Origin of the sequence: Streptomyces sp. NBC_00078 (genome assembly GCF_026343335.1) — a bacterium.
Taxonomy (GTDB): Bacteria; Actinomycetota; Actinomycetes; order Streptomycetales; family Streptomycetaceae; genus Streptomyces.
This window is the reverse complement of the sequence record NZ_JAPELX010000001.1, coordinates 967,061-983,750: the sequence shown is the minus strand read 5'-3', so window position 1 is coordinate 983,750 and position 16,690 is coordinate 967,061. Positions and strand designations below refer to the sequence as shown.

Below are 16,690 nucleotides of genomic sequence, written 5' to 3'. Positions count from 1 at the left end.
CCTCCGTCAGAAAGGACGGAGACATCATGAGGCGAGAGATCATCGGGCGCAGCGGCATCACCGTGGCAGGGGTCGCCATCGCGGCACTGGCACTGGCCGGCTGTGCCGGCGCGAGCGGGAGCGGGAGCGGGGCCAGTGGCGCCCAGAAGGGCAGCCCGGCAGCGGCAGTCATGGACACCTCCACCATCAAGGCCGGCCACTCGCCGCTTGGCGACATCCTCGTCGACGGCAAGGGGCGCACGCTGTACCTGTTCACCGAGGACGGCAAGAACACCAACTCGATGAACTGTGACGCCGCGTGCGTCAAGCTGTGGCCGCACATGGAAGGCAAGCCGCACGCGGGCTCCGGCGTCGACGCCGGCCTCATCGGCACCACGAAGGGAGCGGGCAAGGCACAGGCGACGTATGCCGGACACCCCCTGTACTACTACGCCAAGGACCGCGCGGCCGGCGACCTCAAGGGGCAGGGCATCGACAAGATCTGGTACGTCATGAACACCAAGGGCACGGCGATCAAGAAGGCCGTCCCGGCGTCGAACGGCAACGGAAACGGCAGCAGCGGCAGTGGTGGCTACTGATGCCGGCCGGGAGCCGCCGCGGTACGGCAGCCCCCGACCGGTTCGGGACACTCACCCGTGCCACGACCGCCACAGCGCCGCGTACGCGCCCTGTGCCGCGACCAGGTCGTCGTGGCTGCCCAGCTCGCTGATGCGGCCGCTCTCCACGACGGCGATGACGTCCGCGTCGTGGGCGGTGTGCAGCCGGTGGGCGATGGCGACGACCGTGCGGCCGTCGAGGACGCGGGCGAGGGACCGTTCGAGGTGGCGTGCCGCACGTGGGTCGAGCAGCGAGGTCGCCTCGTCCAGGACCAGCGTGTGCGGGTCCGCCAGCACCAGGCGGGCCAGCGCGATCTGCTGGGCCTGGGCCGGGGTGAGGGTCAGCCCGCCCGAGCCGACCTCCGTGTCCAGACCGTCGTCCAGCGCACGGGCCCAGCCGTCGGCGTCGACTGCGCCCAGCGCCGCCCACAGTTCGGTGTCCACCGCGTCCGTACGGGCCAGCAGGAGGTTGTCGCGCAGGGAGCCCACGAAGACGTGATGCTCCTGGTTGACGAGGGCCACGTGGGAGCGGACCTGTTCGGCGGGCATCCGGGACAGCTCGGCGCCGCCGAGGGTGATGCGACCCTCCCGGGGCGCGTAGATGCCGGCGAGCAGCCTGCCCAGCGTGGACTTGCCCGCGCCGGAAGGGCCCACCAAGGCCAGCCGGGTACCCGGCGCGACCCGCAGGGACACCTCGCGCAGCACGTCCACACCCTCGCGGTAGCCGAAGTGCACCCGGTCCGCGTGCACGTCACGTCCGTCGGGCGCCGGGGTCCGGCCCCCGGCGTCCGGCTCGATGTCGCGTACGCCGACCAGCCGGGCCAGCGACACCTGCGCCACCTGCAGCTCGTCGTACCAGCGCAGGATGAGGTTCACCGGATCCACGAGCATCTGCGCGATCAGCGCGCCCGTGGTCAGCTGGCCCACGTCGATCCAGCCCCGCAGGACGAACACGCCGCCGATCATCAGCACCGAAGCGAGCACGGTCACATGGGTGAGGTTGATGACGGGGAAGAGCACGGACCGCAGCCACAGCGTGTAGTTCTCCCAGGCTGTCCACTCCTTGACCCGGCGCTCCGACAGTTCGATGCGGCGGTCGCCGAGGCGGTGGGCCTCGACGGTGCGGCCTGCGTCGACGGTCTCGGCAAGGGCGGCGGCCACGGCGGCGTACCCCGCGGCCTCGGAACGGTAGCCGGACGGCGCCCGTTTGAAGTACCAGCGGCAGCCGACCACCAGGAGGGGAACGGCGATCAGGACGGCGGGCGCCAGCGGCGGCACAGTGACGACGAGCCCGCCGAGCAGCAGCACCACCCACACCACGCCGATCGACAGCTGCGGCACGGCCTCGCGCATCGCGTTCGCCAGCCGGTCGATGTCCGTGGTGATCCGGGACAGCAGATCACCTGTGCCCGCCCGCTCCAGGACACCCGGCGGCAGCCCGACCGACCGTACGAGGAAGTCCTCGCGCAGATCGGCCAGCATCCGCTCGCCGAGCATCGCCCCGCGCAACCGCACCTCCCGCACGAACACCGCCTGCACGACCAGGGCGAGCACGAACAGCGAGACGATGAGCGGCAGATGAAGCTCCCGCGCACCGTCCGACACCCGCTGGACGAGGTCGCCCAGCAGCCATGGGCCCGCCATCGAGGCGATCACGGACACCGTGTTGACGGTGATGAGGATCAGAAAGGCACGCCGGTGTCGCCGGAACAGCTCGGCCACATAGGCGCGTACGGTCGCGGGGGCGCCGACGGGCAGGGTGTTCGCCGTCGTCGGGGCTGCCGGGTCGTACGCCGGTGGCGCCACGCCGATCATGCCGTCTCCTCGATTTCTTCCAGTTCGTCCATGTCGAGCACGCCGCTCGGGGCGGCCTCTTCCTCGGTCTCCCGGGTCACCACGGCCCGGTAGCGGGGCTCGGTGTGCACCAGCTCGCGGTGCACACCGACCGCCGCGACCTCGCCCTCGTGCACCAGCACGACGCGGTCGGCGTGGTCCAGGAGCAGCGGGGAGGAGGTGAAGACCACCGTCGTCCGTCCTTCCCGCAGGGCACGCACTCCCTTGGCGATCCGCGCCTCGGTGTGCGAGTCGACGGCCGAGGTCGGCTCGTCCAGGACGAGCACCTCCGGGTCGGTGATCAGCGACCGGGCGAGCGCGAGCCGCTGGCGCTGACCGCCGGACAGCGACCGCCCGCGTTCGGTGATCCGCGCGTCCATCGGGTCCGCGGCGTCCAACGACCCCTGGGCCAGCGCCTCCAGGACGTCCCCGCACTGGGCGGCCGCCAGCGAGTCCTGTGCGGCGACGTCACCCGAAGCGGGTACGTCGAGCAGTTCGTGCAGCGAGCCGGACAGCAGCACCGGGTCCTTGTCCTGGACGAGGACGGCCTTGCGGGCCGTGTCCAGCGGCAGCTCGTCCAGGGGGACGCCGCCGAGCAGGACGGACACGCCTTGCTCGGGCGGGTGCCCGCCCAGCCGTTCGGCCAGGCGCCCCGCCGCGTCCGGGTCGCCGCACACGACGGCGGTCAGGCGGCCGGTGGGCGCGAGCAGTCCGGTCGCCGGGTCGTACAGGTCCCCGGAGGGGAGGTCGGCCGCGCGCGAACCGCCGGTGTCCGTGGCCCGCTCCAGCGCCAGCACGCCCGCCGCCCGCGTGGCGGAGGGCCGCGAGAAGGAGTACGCCATGGCGATCTCCTCGAAGTGGCGCAGCGGATAGGTGAGGATCATCACCGAGCTGTAGACGGTGACCAGTTCGCCGACGGTGATGCGGCCCTGGCGTGCCAGGTGGACGCCGTAGAAGACGACCGCCACCATCAGCAGACCCGGCAGCAGCACCTGGATCGCGGAGATCAGGGACCACATGCGGGCACTGCGCACGGCGGCGTGGCGGACCTCCTGGGAGGCGCGGCGGTAGCGGTCGAGGAACAGTTCCTCGCCGCCGATACCGCGCAGCACGCGCAGGCCGGCGACGGTGTCCGAGGCCAGCTCGGTGGCCCGCCCCGCCTTCTCGCGCTGGAAGTCGGCCCGCCGGGTCGCCCGCGGCAGCAGCGGCAGCACCGCGAACGCCAGCACGGGCAGGCCCGCGGCGACGACGACGCCGAGCGCCGGCTGGTAGACGACCAGGGCGACACAGACCAGCACGACCGTGACGGCCGCCGCGGTGAAACGGGAGACGGCCTCCACGAACCAGCCGATCTTCTCGACGTCGCCGGTGGAGACGGCGACGACCTCGCCGGCCGCGACACGCCGCGTCAGCGCCGAGCCCAGCAGGGCCGCCCTGCGGGCGAGCAGCTGCTGCACGCGGGCGGCGGCCGTGATCCAGTTGGTCACCGCGGTGCGGTGCAGGAACGTGTCGCCGAGGGCGATGCCCACGCCGGTCAGCGCCAACAGCCCTCCCGCAAGGGCGAGTTGCCGGCCCGAGCGGTCGACGACGGCCTGGACGGCCGCGCCGACGCAGAACGGCAGCGCGGAGACCGACACGAAATGCAGCAGGCCCCAGGCCAGCGACTTGAACTGACCACCCAGTTGGTTTCGGCCGAGCCACCACAGGAATCGGGGACCCGAGCGGGCGTCCGGCACGCCCGGGTCGGGATAGGGAAGGTCTTGAATCTGCATGACGGATGACGTCCCAGTGGCTCGTGTCAGGGGGCGGCGGGAACCGCGAACGGCGGCAGCAAACCGTGACAGGTTCGCCTCGCAGCGTGGCCGAAGGCAACAGGTTTTTCTGTGGCGCCGTACAGAATGGGCCGATGCGAAAGAACGGTGCATCTCGTACGGCGGTCGCGGTGGCGGTCCTGGGAACGCTGGCGGTGATGTCGGTGGCCTGCGGCAGCGAGCGACAGGGCGGCGCAGGTGAGAAGGGCGCCGCGGGCGGCACCCGCCCGCACATCGCCGACCGCACCCGGACCATCCCTGACGTCGGCGACCCTCTGCAACGGCGGATCCCCGCCCACTCCGGCCAGGTCGTGGCGGTGTACGGCGACGGCAAGGACTCCGCGGACTCCACGGTCGTGCTGTACGGCAAGCAGGGCTCGGCCTGGGACCGGATGCGCAGCTGGCCGGCGCACAACGGCAAGAAGGGCTGGACCGCCGACCATCACGAGGGCGACCGGCGCAGCCCGATCGGCGTGTTCACCCTCACCGACGCGGGCGGCGTCCTCGCCGACCCCGGCGCCCGGCTCCCCTACACCCGCGACGCGTCCTTCGAGGCCCCGCGCTGGTGGGCCCGCTCGCACTGGCACGACTTCGACTACGTCATCGCCATCGACTACAACCGCGTCAAGGGCACCCCGCCCGACGACCCGACGCGCCCCGAGGGCGACGCGAAGGGTGGCAGCATCTGGCTGCACATGGACCATGGCAGCGGTACGTCGGCCTGCGTCAGCGTCTCCCGGGCGGCGATGGAGTATCTGCTGCGCACGCTCGACCCGGACCGGCATCCCGTGGTGGTGATGGGGGACAGGGCGGACCTGAAGTCCTCGCACTTCTGACGGAGGCCTCATTGCCACGAGGCGCCAACTCGCCGTAGAACACCGGCCATGAAGAGACGGATCATCATGTCCATGCTCGCCGGAGCGACCCTCCTTGCGAGCACCCTCCTGGGGGCGGCTCCGGCCCAGTCCGCCGACGTCCCCGCCGAGTTCGGCACCGACTGGCACGACCCGGTGACCGCGGCCCCGCCGGTCGGCAAGCCCTCCGGAAAGTCCTGCCGAGTCACGCTGGCCGAGGTCCGGTTCCGGGACTTCACGCCGTACAAGGGCGCTTACTCCCCGCCCGGAGGGTGCGGCGACCGCTGGAGCAGGGTGGTGCTGCGTCTCGACGGCAAGGTCCAGGGGCGGCAGTTCGACCGGCTCGGCTATCTGCACGTCGGCGGGGTCGAGATCCTCCGTACGTCCTCCCCCGAGCCCTCGCCCGACGGCATCGGGTGGTCCGTCGAGAAGGACGTTACGCGCTACAGCGACACGTTCCGCAGCAGCCAGGACGTCGAGATGCTCATCGGGAACGTCGTCGACGACACGTACACCGGCGTGATCGACGTCAAGGTCACGCTCACTTTCTACCCGGCAAGGGCGGGCAAGCAGGCCGCCGCGACCCCGGACCGGGTCCTCACCCTCTCGGACGGCGGCACCCTCACCACCCCGCGCAACAGCGAACGCGTCCTCGCCGAGGTCTACGCCACCGGATCGGGCGGCGGCTGCGAGGAGTTCTGGTACCTGGCGGTGCCCCACTCCGCGCCCTACTCCTGCCAGGCCGACGGCGGCCCGTACCGTGAGGTGCAGATCAAGGTCGACGGCCAACTGGCCGGAATCGCCGCGCCGTTCCCGCACGTGTGGACCGGGGGATGGTCCAACCCCTTCCTCTGGTACGTGGTTCCGGGCCCGCGCGCCTTCGATGTCAAGCCGATCGAATACGACCTGACTCCCTTCGCGGGGCTCCTTGATGACGGCCGTCCGCACAAGGTCGACGTCTCGGTCGTGGGCGTGCCCGAGGGGCAGAGCGGCTGGAGCGCGCCGGTCAACGTGCTCGTGTGGCAGGACGCCGGGCGGGCGCACGTGTCCGGAAAGCTCACCGAGGACCGGGCGGGCGACCTCACGAACTCCTCCACGTATACGGCCGGTTCGCCGGAGCGGGTGGACACGAAGGCCGGTCACCGGCTGACCGTCTCCGGATACGTCGACACCTCGCACGGGCGCGTGACCACCACCGTCGGCCGCACCCTCGCCAACACCTCCGCCCACCGGTGGACCGACGGCGAGAACACCGACGGTCTCGACGCCACCTGGACCGACGACGAGACGGTCACCGTCGGCGGGCGCGGCCCGGCCCGTACGACGCACACGCACCGGACGTACACCATGAACGGCGCGACCACGATCGGCGACGACACCCGGCTGCGCACGGTGCTGACCCTCGGCGACCGGGCCGCCGTCGTCGAAACGCGCGGCGGCCGGCGGACGGGCTGGTCGCGGCTCGACGACACCGTCACCGGCGATGCCACGTACACGACCGATGTGCCACGAGACCAGCGGCACGCCGTCGGCACGACGAGCGAGCGGTACCGGCTGTACGGCTCGGCGGGCTGCTACGACCGCTCCCTGACCAGCGTCCAGGGGGTGCTCACGGAGGAACGCGACCGCTGCTGAGGCCAGTTGTGTGCGATGCGTCACGCGGGGCGGGTTTTACAAAGCCGTAACGCGGAAGTCTTCGACGGGATCAAGAACGCCCTGAGAGTGATCGTCACGGAAGCCGCTTTCCGTATCGCAGAAGTCCCCCCGGCTTCTGTGTGGTGACGTCCCCCTCTAGGAGTGCCCGTGCCGCCGCCCGTACCGTCCCTCCCGCGACGCGTCGCACGCATACTGCGTACCTCACTCTTCGCGCAGGTCGCCTGCGCGCTGGTGCTCGGCATCGCTTTCGGAAAGCTGTGGCCCGACGTGGCCACGGATCTGCAGCCGCTCGGCGACGGCTTCACCCGCCTCATCAAGACGGTCATCTCGCCGCTGGTGTTCTGCGTGGTCGTCGTCGGCATCGCCAAGGCCGGCGACCTGAAGGCGTTCGGCCGGATCGGGCTCAAGGCCCTGCTCTGGTTCGAGGTCGCGAGCACGGCGGCGCTGATCATCGGTCTGGTCGCCGCCAACGTCTTTCAGCCCGGCTCGGGCATGCATGTCGACCCGTCCATGCTGAGCACCAAGGCGGTCGACGCGAAGACGGGCGGCGGCTCGCTGCCCTCGACGACCGAGTTCGTCGTCAACGCGCTGCCCACCAGTTTCATCGGCGCCTTCGCCGAGAACTCCCTGCTCCAAGTGCTCATCCTGGCCTGCCTGGTGGGTGCCGCGCTGCTGCACCTCGGCCACACCAAGGTGCCGCAGGTCCTGCCCGCCGTCGAGCAGGCCCAGGAGATCATCTTCGCGATCGTCGGCTTCGTCATGCGGCTGGCCCCGATCGCGGTGTTCGGTGCGATGGCCGTCCTGATCGGCCAGTACGGGCTCGGCGTGATCGAGACCTACGCCAAGCTGATCGTCCTGTGCTACGTCGCCGCCGCGCTTTTCATCGCGCTGCTCGCCGTCGCCCTGCGGATCGTCACCGGGCTCAGCCTCTGGAAGTTCCTGCGCTACATCCGCGAGGAGATGCTCCTCGCGCTCGGCACGGCGTCCACCGAGTCCGTGATGCCGCGCGTGATGCAGAAGCTGCGCAAGGCCGGAGCCCGTGACGACGCCGTGGGTCTGGTGCTGCCCACCGGCTACTCCTTCAACCTCGACGGCGCCTCGCTCTACCTCTCCATCGGCACGCTGTTCATCGCGCAGGCCGTCGGAGTGGACCTCGGCCTGGGCCAGCAGATCACCGTGGTGCTGGTGCTGATGCTGACCAGCAAGGGCATGGCGGGCGTCCCCGGTTCGGCCTTCCTCGCCCTGTCCGCGACCGCCTCCTCGCTGGGAGCCATCCCGGCCGGCGCCGTCGCCCTGCTGCTGGGCGTGGACCGCATCATGGACTCGATGCGCGTCGTGACGAACCTGCTCGGCAACTGTGTCGCGGTGTTCGCGGTGTCCCGCTGGGAGGGCGCGCTGGACCTGGAGCGGGCGAAGAAGGTGCTCGGCGGGGAGACCGTCGCCGAGGAGGAACCGGCGGAAGAGGAAGAGGCGGTTCCGGTCGCCCAGTAGCTCGGGGCTTGCGCGTTCGCGGGCGGCTGCGGGTCGTGTGGGGCTGATCGCGCAGTTCCCCGCGCCCCTTGAGTCGGGCCAGTGGTCCGATCCAAAGGGGCGCGGGGAACTGCGCGACGGACAACCCCCACTCGCCCGCAGCCGCCCGCGTTCGTGCCGCCCGCTACCCGCAGCGCCGCTCAGGCGCCACGTCCACCAGCGTGTCCAGCAACCCGCCCAGCACCTCGCGCTGCTCGTCCGTCAGCGGCGCCAGGATCTCCACGGCGGCCGACCGTCGCGCGCCCCGCAGCTCGCTCAGCGCCTTGTGTCCGTCGTCCGTGAGCTCGATCCGGATCACCCGGCGGTTGGTCGGATCGGGCACCCGGCGCACCTTGCCGCTCGCCTCCAGCCCGTCCACCAGTGAGGTCACGGCCCGTGGGACCACCTCCAGGCGCTCGGCGAGATCCGCCATGCGCGGCGGAGAGCCGTAGTGCGCCAGTGTGCGCAGCAGCCGGGACTGGGCCGGGGTGACGCCCAGGCCGGCCTGTTCGATGTGGCGCTTCTGGATCCGGTGCACGCGCCGCGTGAGCCGCAGCAACTGCTCGGAGAGCAGGCTGTCGGCATCGGGGGTGGTCATGCGGGAACAATATCAGGACCCATTTCATTGTGAGCATAGGTAACAATGAGCTAAGGTCCGTCAGTCGACGCCGCACCGCGCCGGCCATTCGTCGTCCCACCCCGTAGGAGCCCATGCATCCCGACCGTGATCCCGGATGGAATCCACCTGCCGACTCCGACTCCAAGGAGCAGCCCCGGCAGGTGCGCCGCATCCTCGGACTCTTCCGCCCCTACCGCGCCCGCCTCGCCGTCGTCGGCCTGCTGGTCGGTGCCTCGTCCCTGGTCTCCGTCGCCACGCCCTTCCTGCTGAAGGCGACCCTCGACACCGCGATCCCCCAGGGCCGGACCGGGCTGCTCAGCCTGCTCGCGCTCGGCATGATCCTCAGCGCCGTCCTGAGCAGCATCTTCGGTGTCCTGCAGACCCTGATATCGACGACCGTCGGCCAGCGCGTCATGCACGACCTGCGCACCGCCGTCTACGGGCGACTGCAGCGCATGTCGCTCGCGTTCTTCACCCGCACCCGCACCGGCGAGGTCCAGTCCCGCATCGCCAACGACATCGGCGGTATGCAGGCCACCGTCACCTCCACCGCCACCTCCCTGGTCTCCAATCTGACCAGCGTGGTGGCCACGATCGTCGCGATGGTGGCCCTCGACTGGCGTCTGACCGTCGTCTCGCTGGTCCTGCTCCCGGTCTTCGTGTGGATCAGCCGCCGCGTCGGCAGCGAACGCAAGAAGATCACCACCCAGCGTCAGAAGCAGATGGCCGAGATGGCCGCCACGGTCACCGAGTCGCTCTCCGTCAGCGGCATCCTGCTCGGCCGCACCATGGGCCGCTCCGACTCGCTCACGAAGTCCTTCGCCGAGGAGTCCGAGGGCCTGGTCGACCTCGAAGTCAGGTCGAACATGGCCGGGCGCTGGCGCATGGCCGTCATCACGATCGTCATGGCCGCCATGCCGGCCGTCATCTACTGGACCGCGGGCATCGCCCTCCAGATGGGCGGCCCCGACGTCTCCATCGGCACGATCGTCGCCTTCGTCTCGCTCCAGCAGGGCCTGTTCCGCCCGGCCGTGAGCCTCCTGTCGACCGGCGTCCAGATCCAGACCTCGCTCGCGCTCTTCCAGCGCATCTTCGAATACCTCGACCTGCCGATCGACATCACCGAGCGGGAGGACCCGGTCCATCTCGACCGGATCAAGGGTGAAGTCCGTTTCGAGGACGTCGAGTTCCGCTACGACGACAAGGGCGGGCCGATCCTCGACGGCATACGCATCGACGTCCCCGCGGGCAGCAGCCTCGCGGTCGTCGGCCCGACCGGTGCCGGAAAGTCGACGCTCGGCTATCTCGTCCCGCGCCTGTACGACGTCACCGACGGCCGCGTCACCCTCGACGGGGTCGACGTCCGCGACCTCGACTTCGACACCCTCGCGCGCGCGGTCGGCGTCGTCTCCCAGGAGACGTACCTCTTCCACGCCTCGGTCGCCGAGAACCTGCGCTTCGCCAAGCCGGACGCCACCGACGAGGAGCTTGAGACAGCGGCGAGGGCGGCGCAGATCCACGAGCACATCGCGTCACTGCCCGACGGCTACGACACGGTCGTCGGCGAGCGCGGTCACCGGTTCTCCGGTGGCGAGAAGCAGCGCCTGGCCATCGCGCGCACCATCCTGCGCGACCCGCCGGTCCTGATCCTCGACGAGGCGACCAGCGCCCTGGACAACCGCACCGAGGCCGCCGTCCAGGACGCCATCGACGCCCTCTCGGCCAACCGCACCACGCTCACCATCGCCCACCGACTGTCCACCATCCGCGGGGCCGATCAGATCGTGGTCCTCGACTCCGGGAGCGTCGCCGAACGGGGCACGCACGAGGAACTGCTGGAGCGGGACGGGCGGTACGCGGCCCTCGTACGCCGGGATGCCCAACTGGAGCCGACGAGCTGAACATATGCCGGGTTTGTGACGGTATGCGGGTTACCGTGCCCGCATGCAGAAGAACACTCCGCCACGGAGCACGATTCGACTGACGCGGCGGGGCCGACTCGTCCTCATCGCGACCGGAGCCGTTGTGGCCGGCACCGCCGTGGCGGTGCCACTGGTGACGCTGGAACGCGGCCGGGATGCCAGGCACATCTCCCTGGTCATCCCGGAGGGCTGGCGCGCGAGCCAGGTCTACGCCGCCGTCGACAAGAGGCTCACCCTGCCGGCGGGCAGCACCAGGAAGGCGCTCGCGAAGGCCCGGCTGAAGCTGCCGAAGGACGCGGAGGGCAACCCCGAGGGCTATCTCTTCCCGGCGACGTATCCGCTCCGCGAGAAGGCGACGCCCGAGTCGGTGCTGTCGTTCATGGTCGACACCGCCAACAAGAAGTTCAACCGTGCCCCGGTCGCGGCCGGCGCGCAGCGCAACGCGATGAACGTCTATCAGGCGGTCACCATCGCCAGCATCGTGCAGGCCGAGGCCGCCTCGAAGGCGGACATGGGCAAGGTGGCACGGGTCGTCTTCAACCGGCTGGAACGCGGGATGCCGCTGCAGATGGACTCCACCCTCAACTACGTGCTGAAGCGCGCCACGCTGAAGACGAGCGCCGACGACACGAAGCTCGACAGCCCCTACAACTCGTACCAGCGCATGGGCCTGCCGCCGACGCCGATCGACAACCCGGGCGAAGAGGCGATGCGCGCCGCGATCAGCCCCACCCCGGGCGACTGGCTCTACTTCGTCACGGTCAAGCCGGGCGACACCCGCTTCACCGCCGACTACCAGGAACACCAGCGCAACGTCGCCGAGTTCAACACCCACCAGAAGACCAACGGCACGAAGCCCGCGAAGTAGCCTGCCGGTGGCGCCGTAGGGCTCGGGCCGGACGTCAGCCGGTGCGGAGCCGCCGGCCGGCAACCAGGCGACGAAACGGCTGCCGGGCCGGGGGTCAGGCGGCGATGGGCTGCGTCGTCTCAGCGGCCAGCAGGTGCCGGATGTCTCGTACGGCGGCTCGGCCCGCCCGGTTGGCGCCGATCGTGCTCGCCGACGGTCCGTAGCCGACGAGATGGATCCGGGGATCGGCGACCGCGCGGGTGCCCTCGACGCGGATGCCGCCGCCGGGCTGCCGCAGCCGCAGCGGACGCAGGTGGTCGATGGCGGGCCGGAAGCCGGTGGCCCACAGGATGACGTCGGCGTCGACACGCTGCCCGTCGGCCCACTCCACCCCTTGGGGCGTGATCCGTTCGAACATGGGCCGGCGGTCGAGGATGCCGTCCGCGATGCCCTGCCGGATCGCGTCGTTGAGCGGCAGGCCGGTGACGGAGACGACGCTCTTCGGGGGCAGCCCCTGCCGCACCCGCTCCTCGACCAGTGCCACGGCCGACCGGCCCGCATCCTCGGTGAACGGGCCCTCGCGGAAGACCGGCGGCCGCCTGGTCACCCAGGTGGTGGCAGCGGTGTTCGGGGCGATCTCCAGCAGATGCTGCGTACCGGAGGCGCCCCCGCCCACCACGACCACCCGCCGCCCGGCGAACTCCTCGGGCCCGGGGTACCCGGCCGTGTGCAACTGCCGCCCACGGAAGGTCTCCTGGCCGGGATGGCGCGGCCAGAAGGGCCGGTCCCAGGTGCCGGTCGAGTTGATCAGCGCGCGCGTCGACCAGGCCCCGTCCGAGGTCTCGACCAGCAGTCGGCCGCCCCCGCCCTCCCGCACGGCAAGGACATCGGCGGGCCGCCGTACCCGGAGGCCGAAGGTGCGCTCGTACCTGGCGAAGTACTCGGCGATCACCGCGGACGACGGCCGCGCGGGATCTGCGTCCGTCAGCTCCATACCGGGCAGCGCGTGCATGCCGTGCACCTTGCCGTACGTCAGTGACGGCCATCGGAACTGCCACGCGCCGCCCGGACCGGGGGAGTGGTCGAGCACCACGAAGTCACGCTCCGGCTCGAAGCCGGTGCGCCTCAGGTGGTAGGCGCTGGACAGGCCCGCCTGACCAGCGCCTATGACGACTACCTCGACCTCGACCAGGTTGTTCACGTTTCTACTAACCGCGTCCAGGTCGTGGATCTTCCCGAGGCGAAGACCAGGGCGAGGACGGGGGCGAGCCGGACGATGCCGAGGACGGCGAGAGTGGCCAGGCCGTCGATGCGCGGTCCGTGGCGTGTCGTCAAGCGGACCACTCGTATCGGCAGGTGAGGCGGCGTCGAGCTGCGAAGCCCGGGCCATGGGCCAGGATGGGGGCATGCCAGATGCCTTCACCACCCGAGTGCTGAACGTCGCCACCGGCTCCACGGAGAGGGTCATCGACCTGACCCGTGACTGCGAGGCCTTCCTGCGGGAGGCGGCCGCCGGCCGTGACGGCCTCCTCAATGTCTTCGTCCCCCACGCCACCGCCGGAATCGCGATCATCGAAACGGGCTCCGGCAGTGACGACGACCTGCTCGCCGCGCTCCACTCGCTCCTCCCCGCGGACGACCGCTGGCAACACCGCCACGGCAGTCCCGGCCACGGCCGCGACCACGTCCTCCCGGCCTTCGTCCCGCCCCATGCGACGCTGCCGGTGCTGGACGGGAGGCTGGAGTTGGGGACCTGGCAGTCGGTCTGTCTGGTGGATACGAACAGGGACAATGCGGAGCGGAAGGTGCGTTTCTCGTTTCTTGCGGGCTCCTGACTGCAGCCTCGGTCTCCGGGCGACTCATTTCCTCCGTACCGGAGCCCAGCCTTAACCCTGGACAACAAGCGCCCAGGGATGCGCTGCCGATCCGGACGCGCCACAGCAGTGGACAGCGTGCACTCGCCGGTCCACGCCCTGGCTGTGGCTGCGATGGGGATGCCACTGCTGGACAACCTCCCCGGTCGCGGTCCTGTGACACCGATCCGGTCCGGTCACCCTGTGTGAGGGGCCTTGTGGACGGTGACTCGCGCCTCCAATACCCGTATCCTCGTCCATATCAGACATTTGGAAGGGTTGACTGTCGAAGGCGCGAGTGAGGCGGAGCGTGGTTGGGGCCGGCGAAGATCCGATACTGACGGGGCGTGCGCCAGGCGGCACGGGGCCCGCCAGTTTCCGTGAGCGGTTCCTGCAGGGTGAGCAGGTGGAGACGGGTGTGCGCACGTCGATCCTGGATTCCTGGCGGCGCTGCCGGACCCTGGGGCTGTCGGCGGACCAGTCCGACCTTCCCTTCCGGGAGGACTTCGAACCGGAAGGACGGATCGTCCGCGCGGCCGCTCCGGTGCTCGACCGGCTGCAGGCCACGTTCGCCGGCAGCGCGATGAACATCTCCGTCGCCGATGCGAGCGGGACGGTTCTCCTGCGGCGCTTCGGAGAAGCGTCGCTGGCCAGAATTCTCCCGGCCATCCAGAGTGTCCCCGGGTTCGTGTTCGCCGAGAAGGTCGCAGGCACCAACGGCATCGGTCTCGCCCTGGCCGAGCGCCAACCCATCCGGGTCTACGGTGCCGAGCACTTCGCCGAGCGCTCCCAGGGCAGTGCCTGCCGCGCGCTCCCCGTCCGCGACCCGCTCAGCGGCCGCATCGAGGGCGTCCTGTGCTTCGGCTATCCACGCAGCGCCGAGGACCCGGCGCTGGACACCGTGATACGCAAGGCGGCCGAGGCCATCGAGCGGCGGCTGCTGGGGCAGAGTTCCTCGCGTGAGCGCGCTCTGCTGCGGGCGTACCTGGACAGCGGAGCCGAGGCCGCCGCAGGTTTTCGGCACCGCACAGGGGTGCGGGAACTGGCCGTGGAGATGAGCCCCCGCGACCGGGCGATCCTCATGGAGAAGGCCGCCGGGCTGATCGCCTGCGCGCAGCGGGCCTGTGTCGACGTTCCCCTGTCCGACGGCCGTCGGGTCACGCTCGTGAGCCGGCCGATGACGAGTGCCTCCGGAGTGGAGGGCTTCGCCATCGAGGCCGTTGTCCCCGGCCCCTCACCGCGCGAGCCCCTCGCCTTCCCGCATCAGGTCCACGAGCCGCCGGGCCTCCCTGCCGAGCTTGCCGTCGCCACCTCCCTCACGTTCTCCGGGGCCGTTTTCGACGTGGCGCCCGGGCAGCTCCGCGTCACCCCACCGTCGGAGCACCTTCCCGGCACGGAGCACGGTCCTGTCGCCGTGGGCGTCGAGCCTGTCTCGGCCGCCGACGGCACGACGGACGAGCACTCCGACTCCCCGCCCCCGGCGAGAGGGCTCATGATGGTGGGGGAGCCGCACGTGGGGACCTACGCCCTGGCCGCGCGCCGCCGCCTGGAACTGTTGTCCGAGGCCGGCGTCCGCATAGGCACCACCCTGGATGTGCGCAGTACTGCCCGGGAGCTCGCCGAGTCGGCGGTGCCGCAACTGGCCGACTTCGTCACCGTCGACCTGCCGGAGGCCGTGCTCCGCGGCGAGGAGTCCGCCGATCCCCGCAGTGACCTGCGACGTACGGTGGTCCACGGCATCTATGACGACTGCCCCTTCCACCCGGCCGGCAAGCGGGTCGACTACGGTCCGGCGATGCCGCAGTCGCGGTGTCTGACAAGCGGCCGGGCAGTGCTGGAACCGGACCTGAAGGCTGCCGCGGGCTGGTTCGCGCAGGACCCTGAGCACTCCGCACAGCTGCTGAGCCACGTCCACTCCCTCATCGCGGTACCCCTGGTCGCCCGCGGCGCAGTCCTGGGCGTGGTCGGCTTCTACCGCGCGCAGGACTCGCCACCGTTCGGGGACGACGACCGGTCGCTGGCCCAGGAACTGGCCGCCCGTGCCGCACTGTCCATCGACAACGCCCGGCGCTACACGCGCGAACGCGCCATGGTCCTGGCTCTGCAGCGCAGCCTGCTCCCGCACGGTGTGCCGGACCAGGACGCCGTCGAGGTCGCCCATCGCTACCTGCCCGCCGAATCCGACGTGGGAGGGGACTGGTACGACGTCATACCCCTGTCCGGCAGCCGCATCGGGCTCTTCGTCGGCGACGTCGTCGGCCACGGCATGCTCTCCGCCGCCACCATGGGGCGGCTGCGCACGGCCGCCCGCAGTTTCGCCGAACTCGACTTCCCCCCGGACGAGGTCCTCACCCACCTCGACAAACTCGTGGGACGCCTGGACCGGGAGGACCCCGGCGCCGTGGACGCAGGCATCATCGGCGCGACCTGTCTCTACGCCATCTACGACCCGACGACACAGCAGTGCACCATGGCCCGCGCCGGGCATCCCCCGCCCGCTCTGGTCCGCCCCGACGGCACCGTGTGGTTCCCCGACCTGCCCGCCGGACCCCCGCTCGGCCTCGGCGGTCTGCCGTTCGAAGCCGCCGAGCTCGACCTCCCTGAGAACAGCCAGGTGGTTCTCTACACCGACGGGCTCATCGAGGACCGTCACCGCGACGTCGACGTGGTCCTCGATCAGCTGCGCGCCACGCTGGCCCAAGCGAACGGCACGCCCGACGAGACCTGCGAGGCGGTACTCGACACGGTGGCCCCGGCCCACCCCTGCGACGACATCGCCCTGCTCGTCGCCCGCACCCGTGCCCTGGATCCCCGGCGGATCGCCACCTGGGATCTGCCCGCGGATCCGGCCCTGGTCAGCGAGGTGCGCGCCTCCGCCACCCGGCAACTGACCGACTGGGGACTCGACGAGGCCGCGTTCGCCGTCGAACTGGTGCTCAGCGAGCTGGTCACGAACGCCATCCGCCACGGCGCAGGGCCCATCCGGGTACGGCTGCTCCACGACCGCACCCTGATCTGCGAGGTCTCCGACACCAGCAACACCGCCCCGCGCCTGCGCCGAGCGGCCGGTACCGACGAGGGCGGCCGCGGCCTGTTCCTCGTCGCGCAGCTGACGCAGAGCTGGGGCACGCGCTACACCCAGCAGGGCAAGGTCATCTGGGCCGAATGCGGGCTCGGGGGGCCCTGAGGC

At 70.9% G+C, this 16,690-nt stretch carries 12 protein-coding genes; 8 read left to right on the top strand and 4 right to left on the bottom strand.

From position 1 onward, the window contains the following. Window positions 1–26: 26 nt before the first annotated feature. Window positions 27–578 (top strand): COG4315 family predicted lipoprotein, encoded by a 552-nt coding sequence (locus tag OOK07_RS04515; protein WP_266795106.1) that lies wholly within the window; start codon window positions 27–29, stop codon window positions 576–578. Between the two features lie 51 nt (window positions 579–629). On the opposite strand, the gene OOK07_RS04510 is transcribed toward OOK07_RS04515, so the two are convergent. Then, window positions 630–2,411: an ABC transporter ATP-binding protein gene (locus tag OOK07_RS04510; protein WP_266677149.1), complete on the bottom strand. Its 1,782-nt coding sequence runs from the start codon at window positions 2,409–2,411 to the stop codon at window positions 630–632. Further along, complete coding sequence (locus OOK07_RS04505; protein ID WP_266795104.1) at window positions 2,408–4,201, bottom strand: ABC transporter transmembrane domain-containing protein; 1,794 nt, start codon at window positions 4,199–4,201, stop codon at window positions 2,408–2,410. Before OOK07_RS04505 ends, OOK07_RS04510 begins: the two co-directional genes overlap by 4 nt. A gap of 134 nt (window positions 4,202–4,335) precedes the next feature. Here OOK07_RS04505 and OOK07_RS04500 point away from each other — a divergent pair, with 134 nt between their 5' ends. The 3 genes from OOK07_RS04500 (at window position 4,336) to OOK07_RS04490 (ending at window position 8,241) form a co-directional block, all read left to right on the top strand. Then, entirely contained in the window at window positions 4,336–5,076 is a 741-nt protein-coding gene (locus OOK07_RS04500; RefSeq protein ID WP_266795103.1) for a L,D-transpeptidase family protein, read from the top strand. Window positions 5,077–5,124: 48 nt separating this feature from the next. Further along, window positions 5,125–6,729 carry a peptide-N4-asparagine amidase gene (locus tag OOK07_RS04495; RefSeq protein ID WP_266677143.1) on the top strand — a complete coding sequence of 535 codons (1,605 nt, stop codon included), beginning with the start codon at window positions 5,125–5,127 and terminating at the stop codon, window positions 6,727–6,729. A gap of 168 nt (window positions 6,730–6,897) precedes the next feature. Continuing rightward, window positions 6,898–8,241, top strand: coding sequence for a cation:dicarboxylate symporter family transporter (locus tag OOK07_RS04490; protein WP_266795101.1), 1,344 nt, complete (start codon window positions 6,898–6,900; stop codon window positions 8,239–8,241). A gap of 163 nt (window positions 8,242–8,404) precedes the next feature. Here the strand turns inward: OOK07_RS04490 and OOK07_RS04485 are convergent, their stop codons facing one another. Beyond that, complete coding sequence (locus tag OOK07_RS04485) at window positions 8,405–8,857, bottom strand: MarR family winged helix-turn-helix transcriptional regulator (protein WP_266677139.1); 453 nt, start codon at window positions 8,855–8,857, stop codon at window positions 8,405–8,407. 113 nt (window positions 8,858–8,970) lie between these two features. On the opposite strand from OOK07_RS04485, the gene OOK07_RS04480 reads away from it, so the two are divergent. Both OOK07_RS04480 and mltG read left to right on the top strand, forming a co-directional pair. After that, window positions 8,971–10,779: an ABC transporter ATP-binding protein gene (locus OOK07_RS04480; protein ID WP_266677137.1), complete on the top strand. Its 1,809-nt coding sequence runs from the start codon at window positions 8,971–8,973 to the stop codon at window positions 10,777–10,779. Between the two features lie 43 nt (window positions 10,780–10,822). After that, window positions 10,823–11,668 carry an endolytic transglycosylase MltG gene (gene mltG, locus OOK07_RS04475; RefSeq protein ID WP_266677135.1) on the top strand — a complete coding sequence of 282 codons (846 nt, stop codon included), beginning with the start codon at window positions 10,823–10,825 and terminating at the stop codon, window positions 11,666–11,668. Between the two features lie 94 nt (window positions 11,669–11,762). Here mltG and OOK07_RS04470 read toward each other — a convergent pair whose 3' ends face one another. Beyond that, window positions 11,763–12,848, bottom strand: a complete 1,086-nt coding sequence (locus OOK07_RS04470; RefSeq protein ID WP_266795100.1) for an NAD(P)-binding domain-containing protein — start codon at window positions 12,846–12,848, stop codon at window positions 11,763–11,765. Window positions 12,849–13,053: 205 nt separating this feature from the next. On the opposite strand from OOK07_RS04470, the gene OOK07_RS04465 reads away from it, so the two are divergent. Together OOK07_RS04465 and OOK07_RS04460 are read left to right on the top strand one after the other, a co-directional pair. Beyond that, complete coding sequence (locus OOK07_RS04465) at window positions 13,054–13,482, top strand: secondary thiamine-phosphate synthase enzyme YjbQ (protein ID WP_266795098.1); 429 nt, start codon at window positions 13,054–13,056, stop codon at window positions 13,480–13,482. A gap of 328 nt (window positions 13,483–13,810) precedes the next feature. Next, window positions 13,811–16,687: a SpoIIE family protein phosphatase gene (locus OOK07_RS04460; protein WP_266677129.1), complete on the top strand. Its 2,877-nt coding sequence runs from the start codon at window positions 13,811–13,813 to the stop codon at window positions 16,685–16,687. Window positions 16,688–16,690 lie beyond the last annotated feature (3 nt).

Bases quoted from the DNA above. Each gene is read 5' to 3' on its own strand.
- OOK07_RS04515 (WP_266795106.1), top strand. From the start codon at position 27: ATGAGGCGAGAGATCATCGGGCGCAGCGGCATCACCGTGGCAGGGGTC.
- OOK07_RS04510 (WP_266677149.1), bottom strand. From the start codon at position 2,411: ATGATCGGCGTGGCGCCACCGGCGTACGACCCGGCAGCCCCGACGACG.
- OOK07_RS04505 (WP_266795104.1), bottom strand. From the start codon at position 4,201: ATGCAGATTCAAGACCTTCCCTATCCCGACCCGGGCGTGCCGGACGCC.
- OOK07_RS04500 (WP_266795103.1), top strand. From the start codon at position 4,336: ATGCGAAAGAACGGTGCATCTCGTACGGCGGTCGCGGTGGCGGTCCTG.
- OOK07_RS04495 (WP_266677143.1), top strand. From the start codon at position 5,125: ATGAAGAGACGGATCATCATGTCCATGCTCGCCGGAGCGACCCTCCTT.
- OOK07_RS04485 (WP_266677139.1), bottom strand. From the start codon at position 8,857: ATGACCACCCCCGATGCCGACAGCCTGCTCTCCGAGCAGTTGCTGCGG.
- OOK07_RS04480 (WP_266677137.1), top strand. From the start codon at position 8,971: ATGCATCCCGACCGTGATCCCGGATGGAATCCACCTGCCGACTCCGAC.
- mltG (WP_266677135.1), top strand. From the start codon at position 10,823: ATGCAGAAGAACACTCCGCCACGGAGCACGATTCGACTGACGCGGCGG.
- OOK07_RS04465 (WP_266795098.1), top strand. From the start codon at position 13,054: ATGCCAGATGCCTTCACCACCCGAGTGCTGAACGTCGCCACCGGCTCC.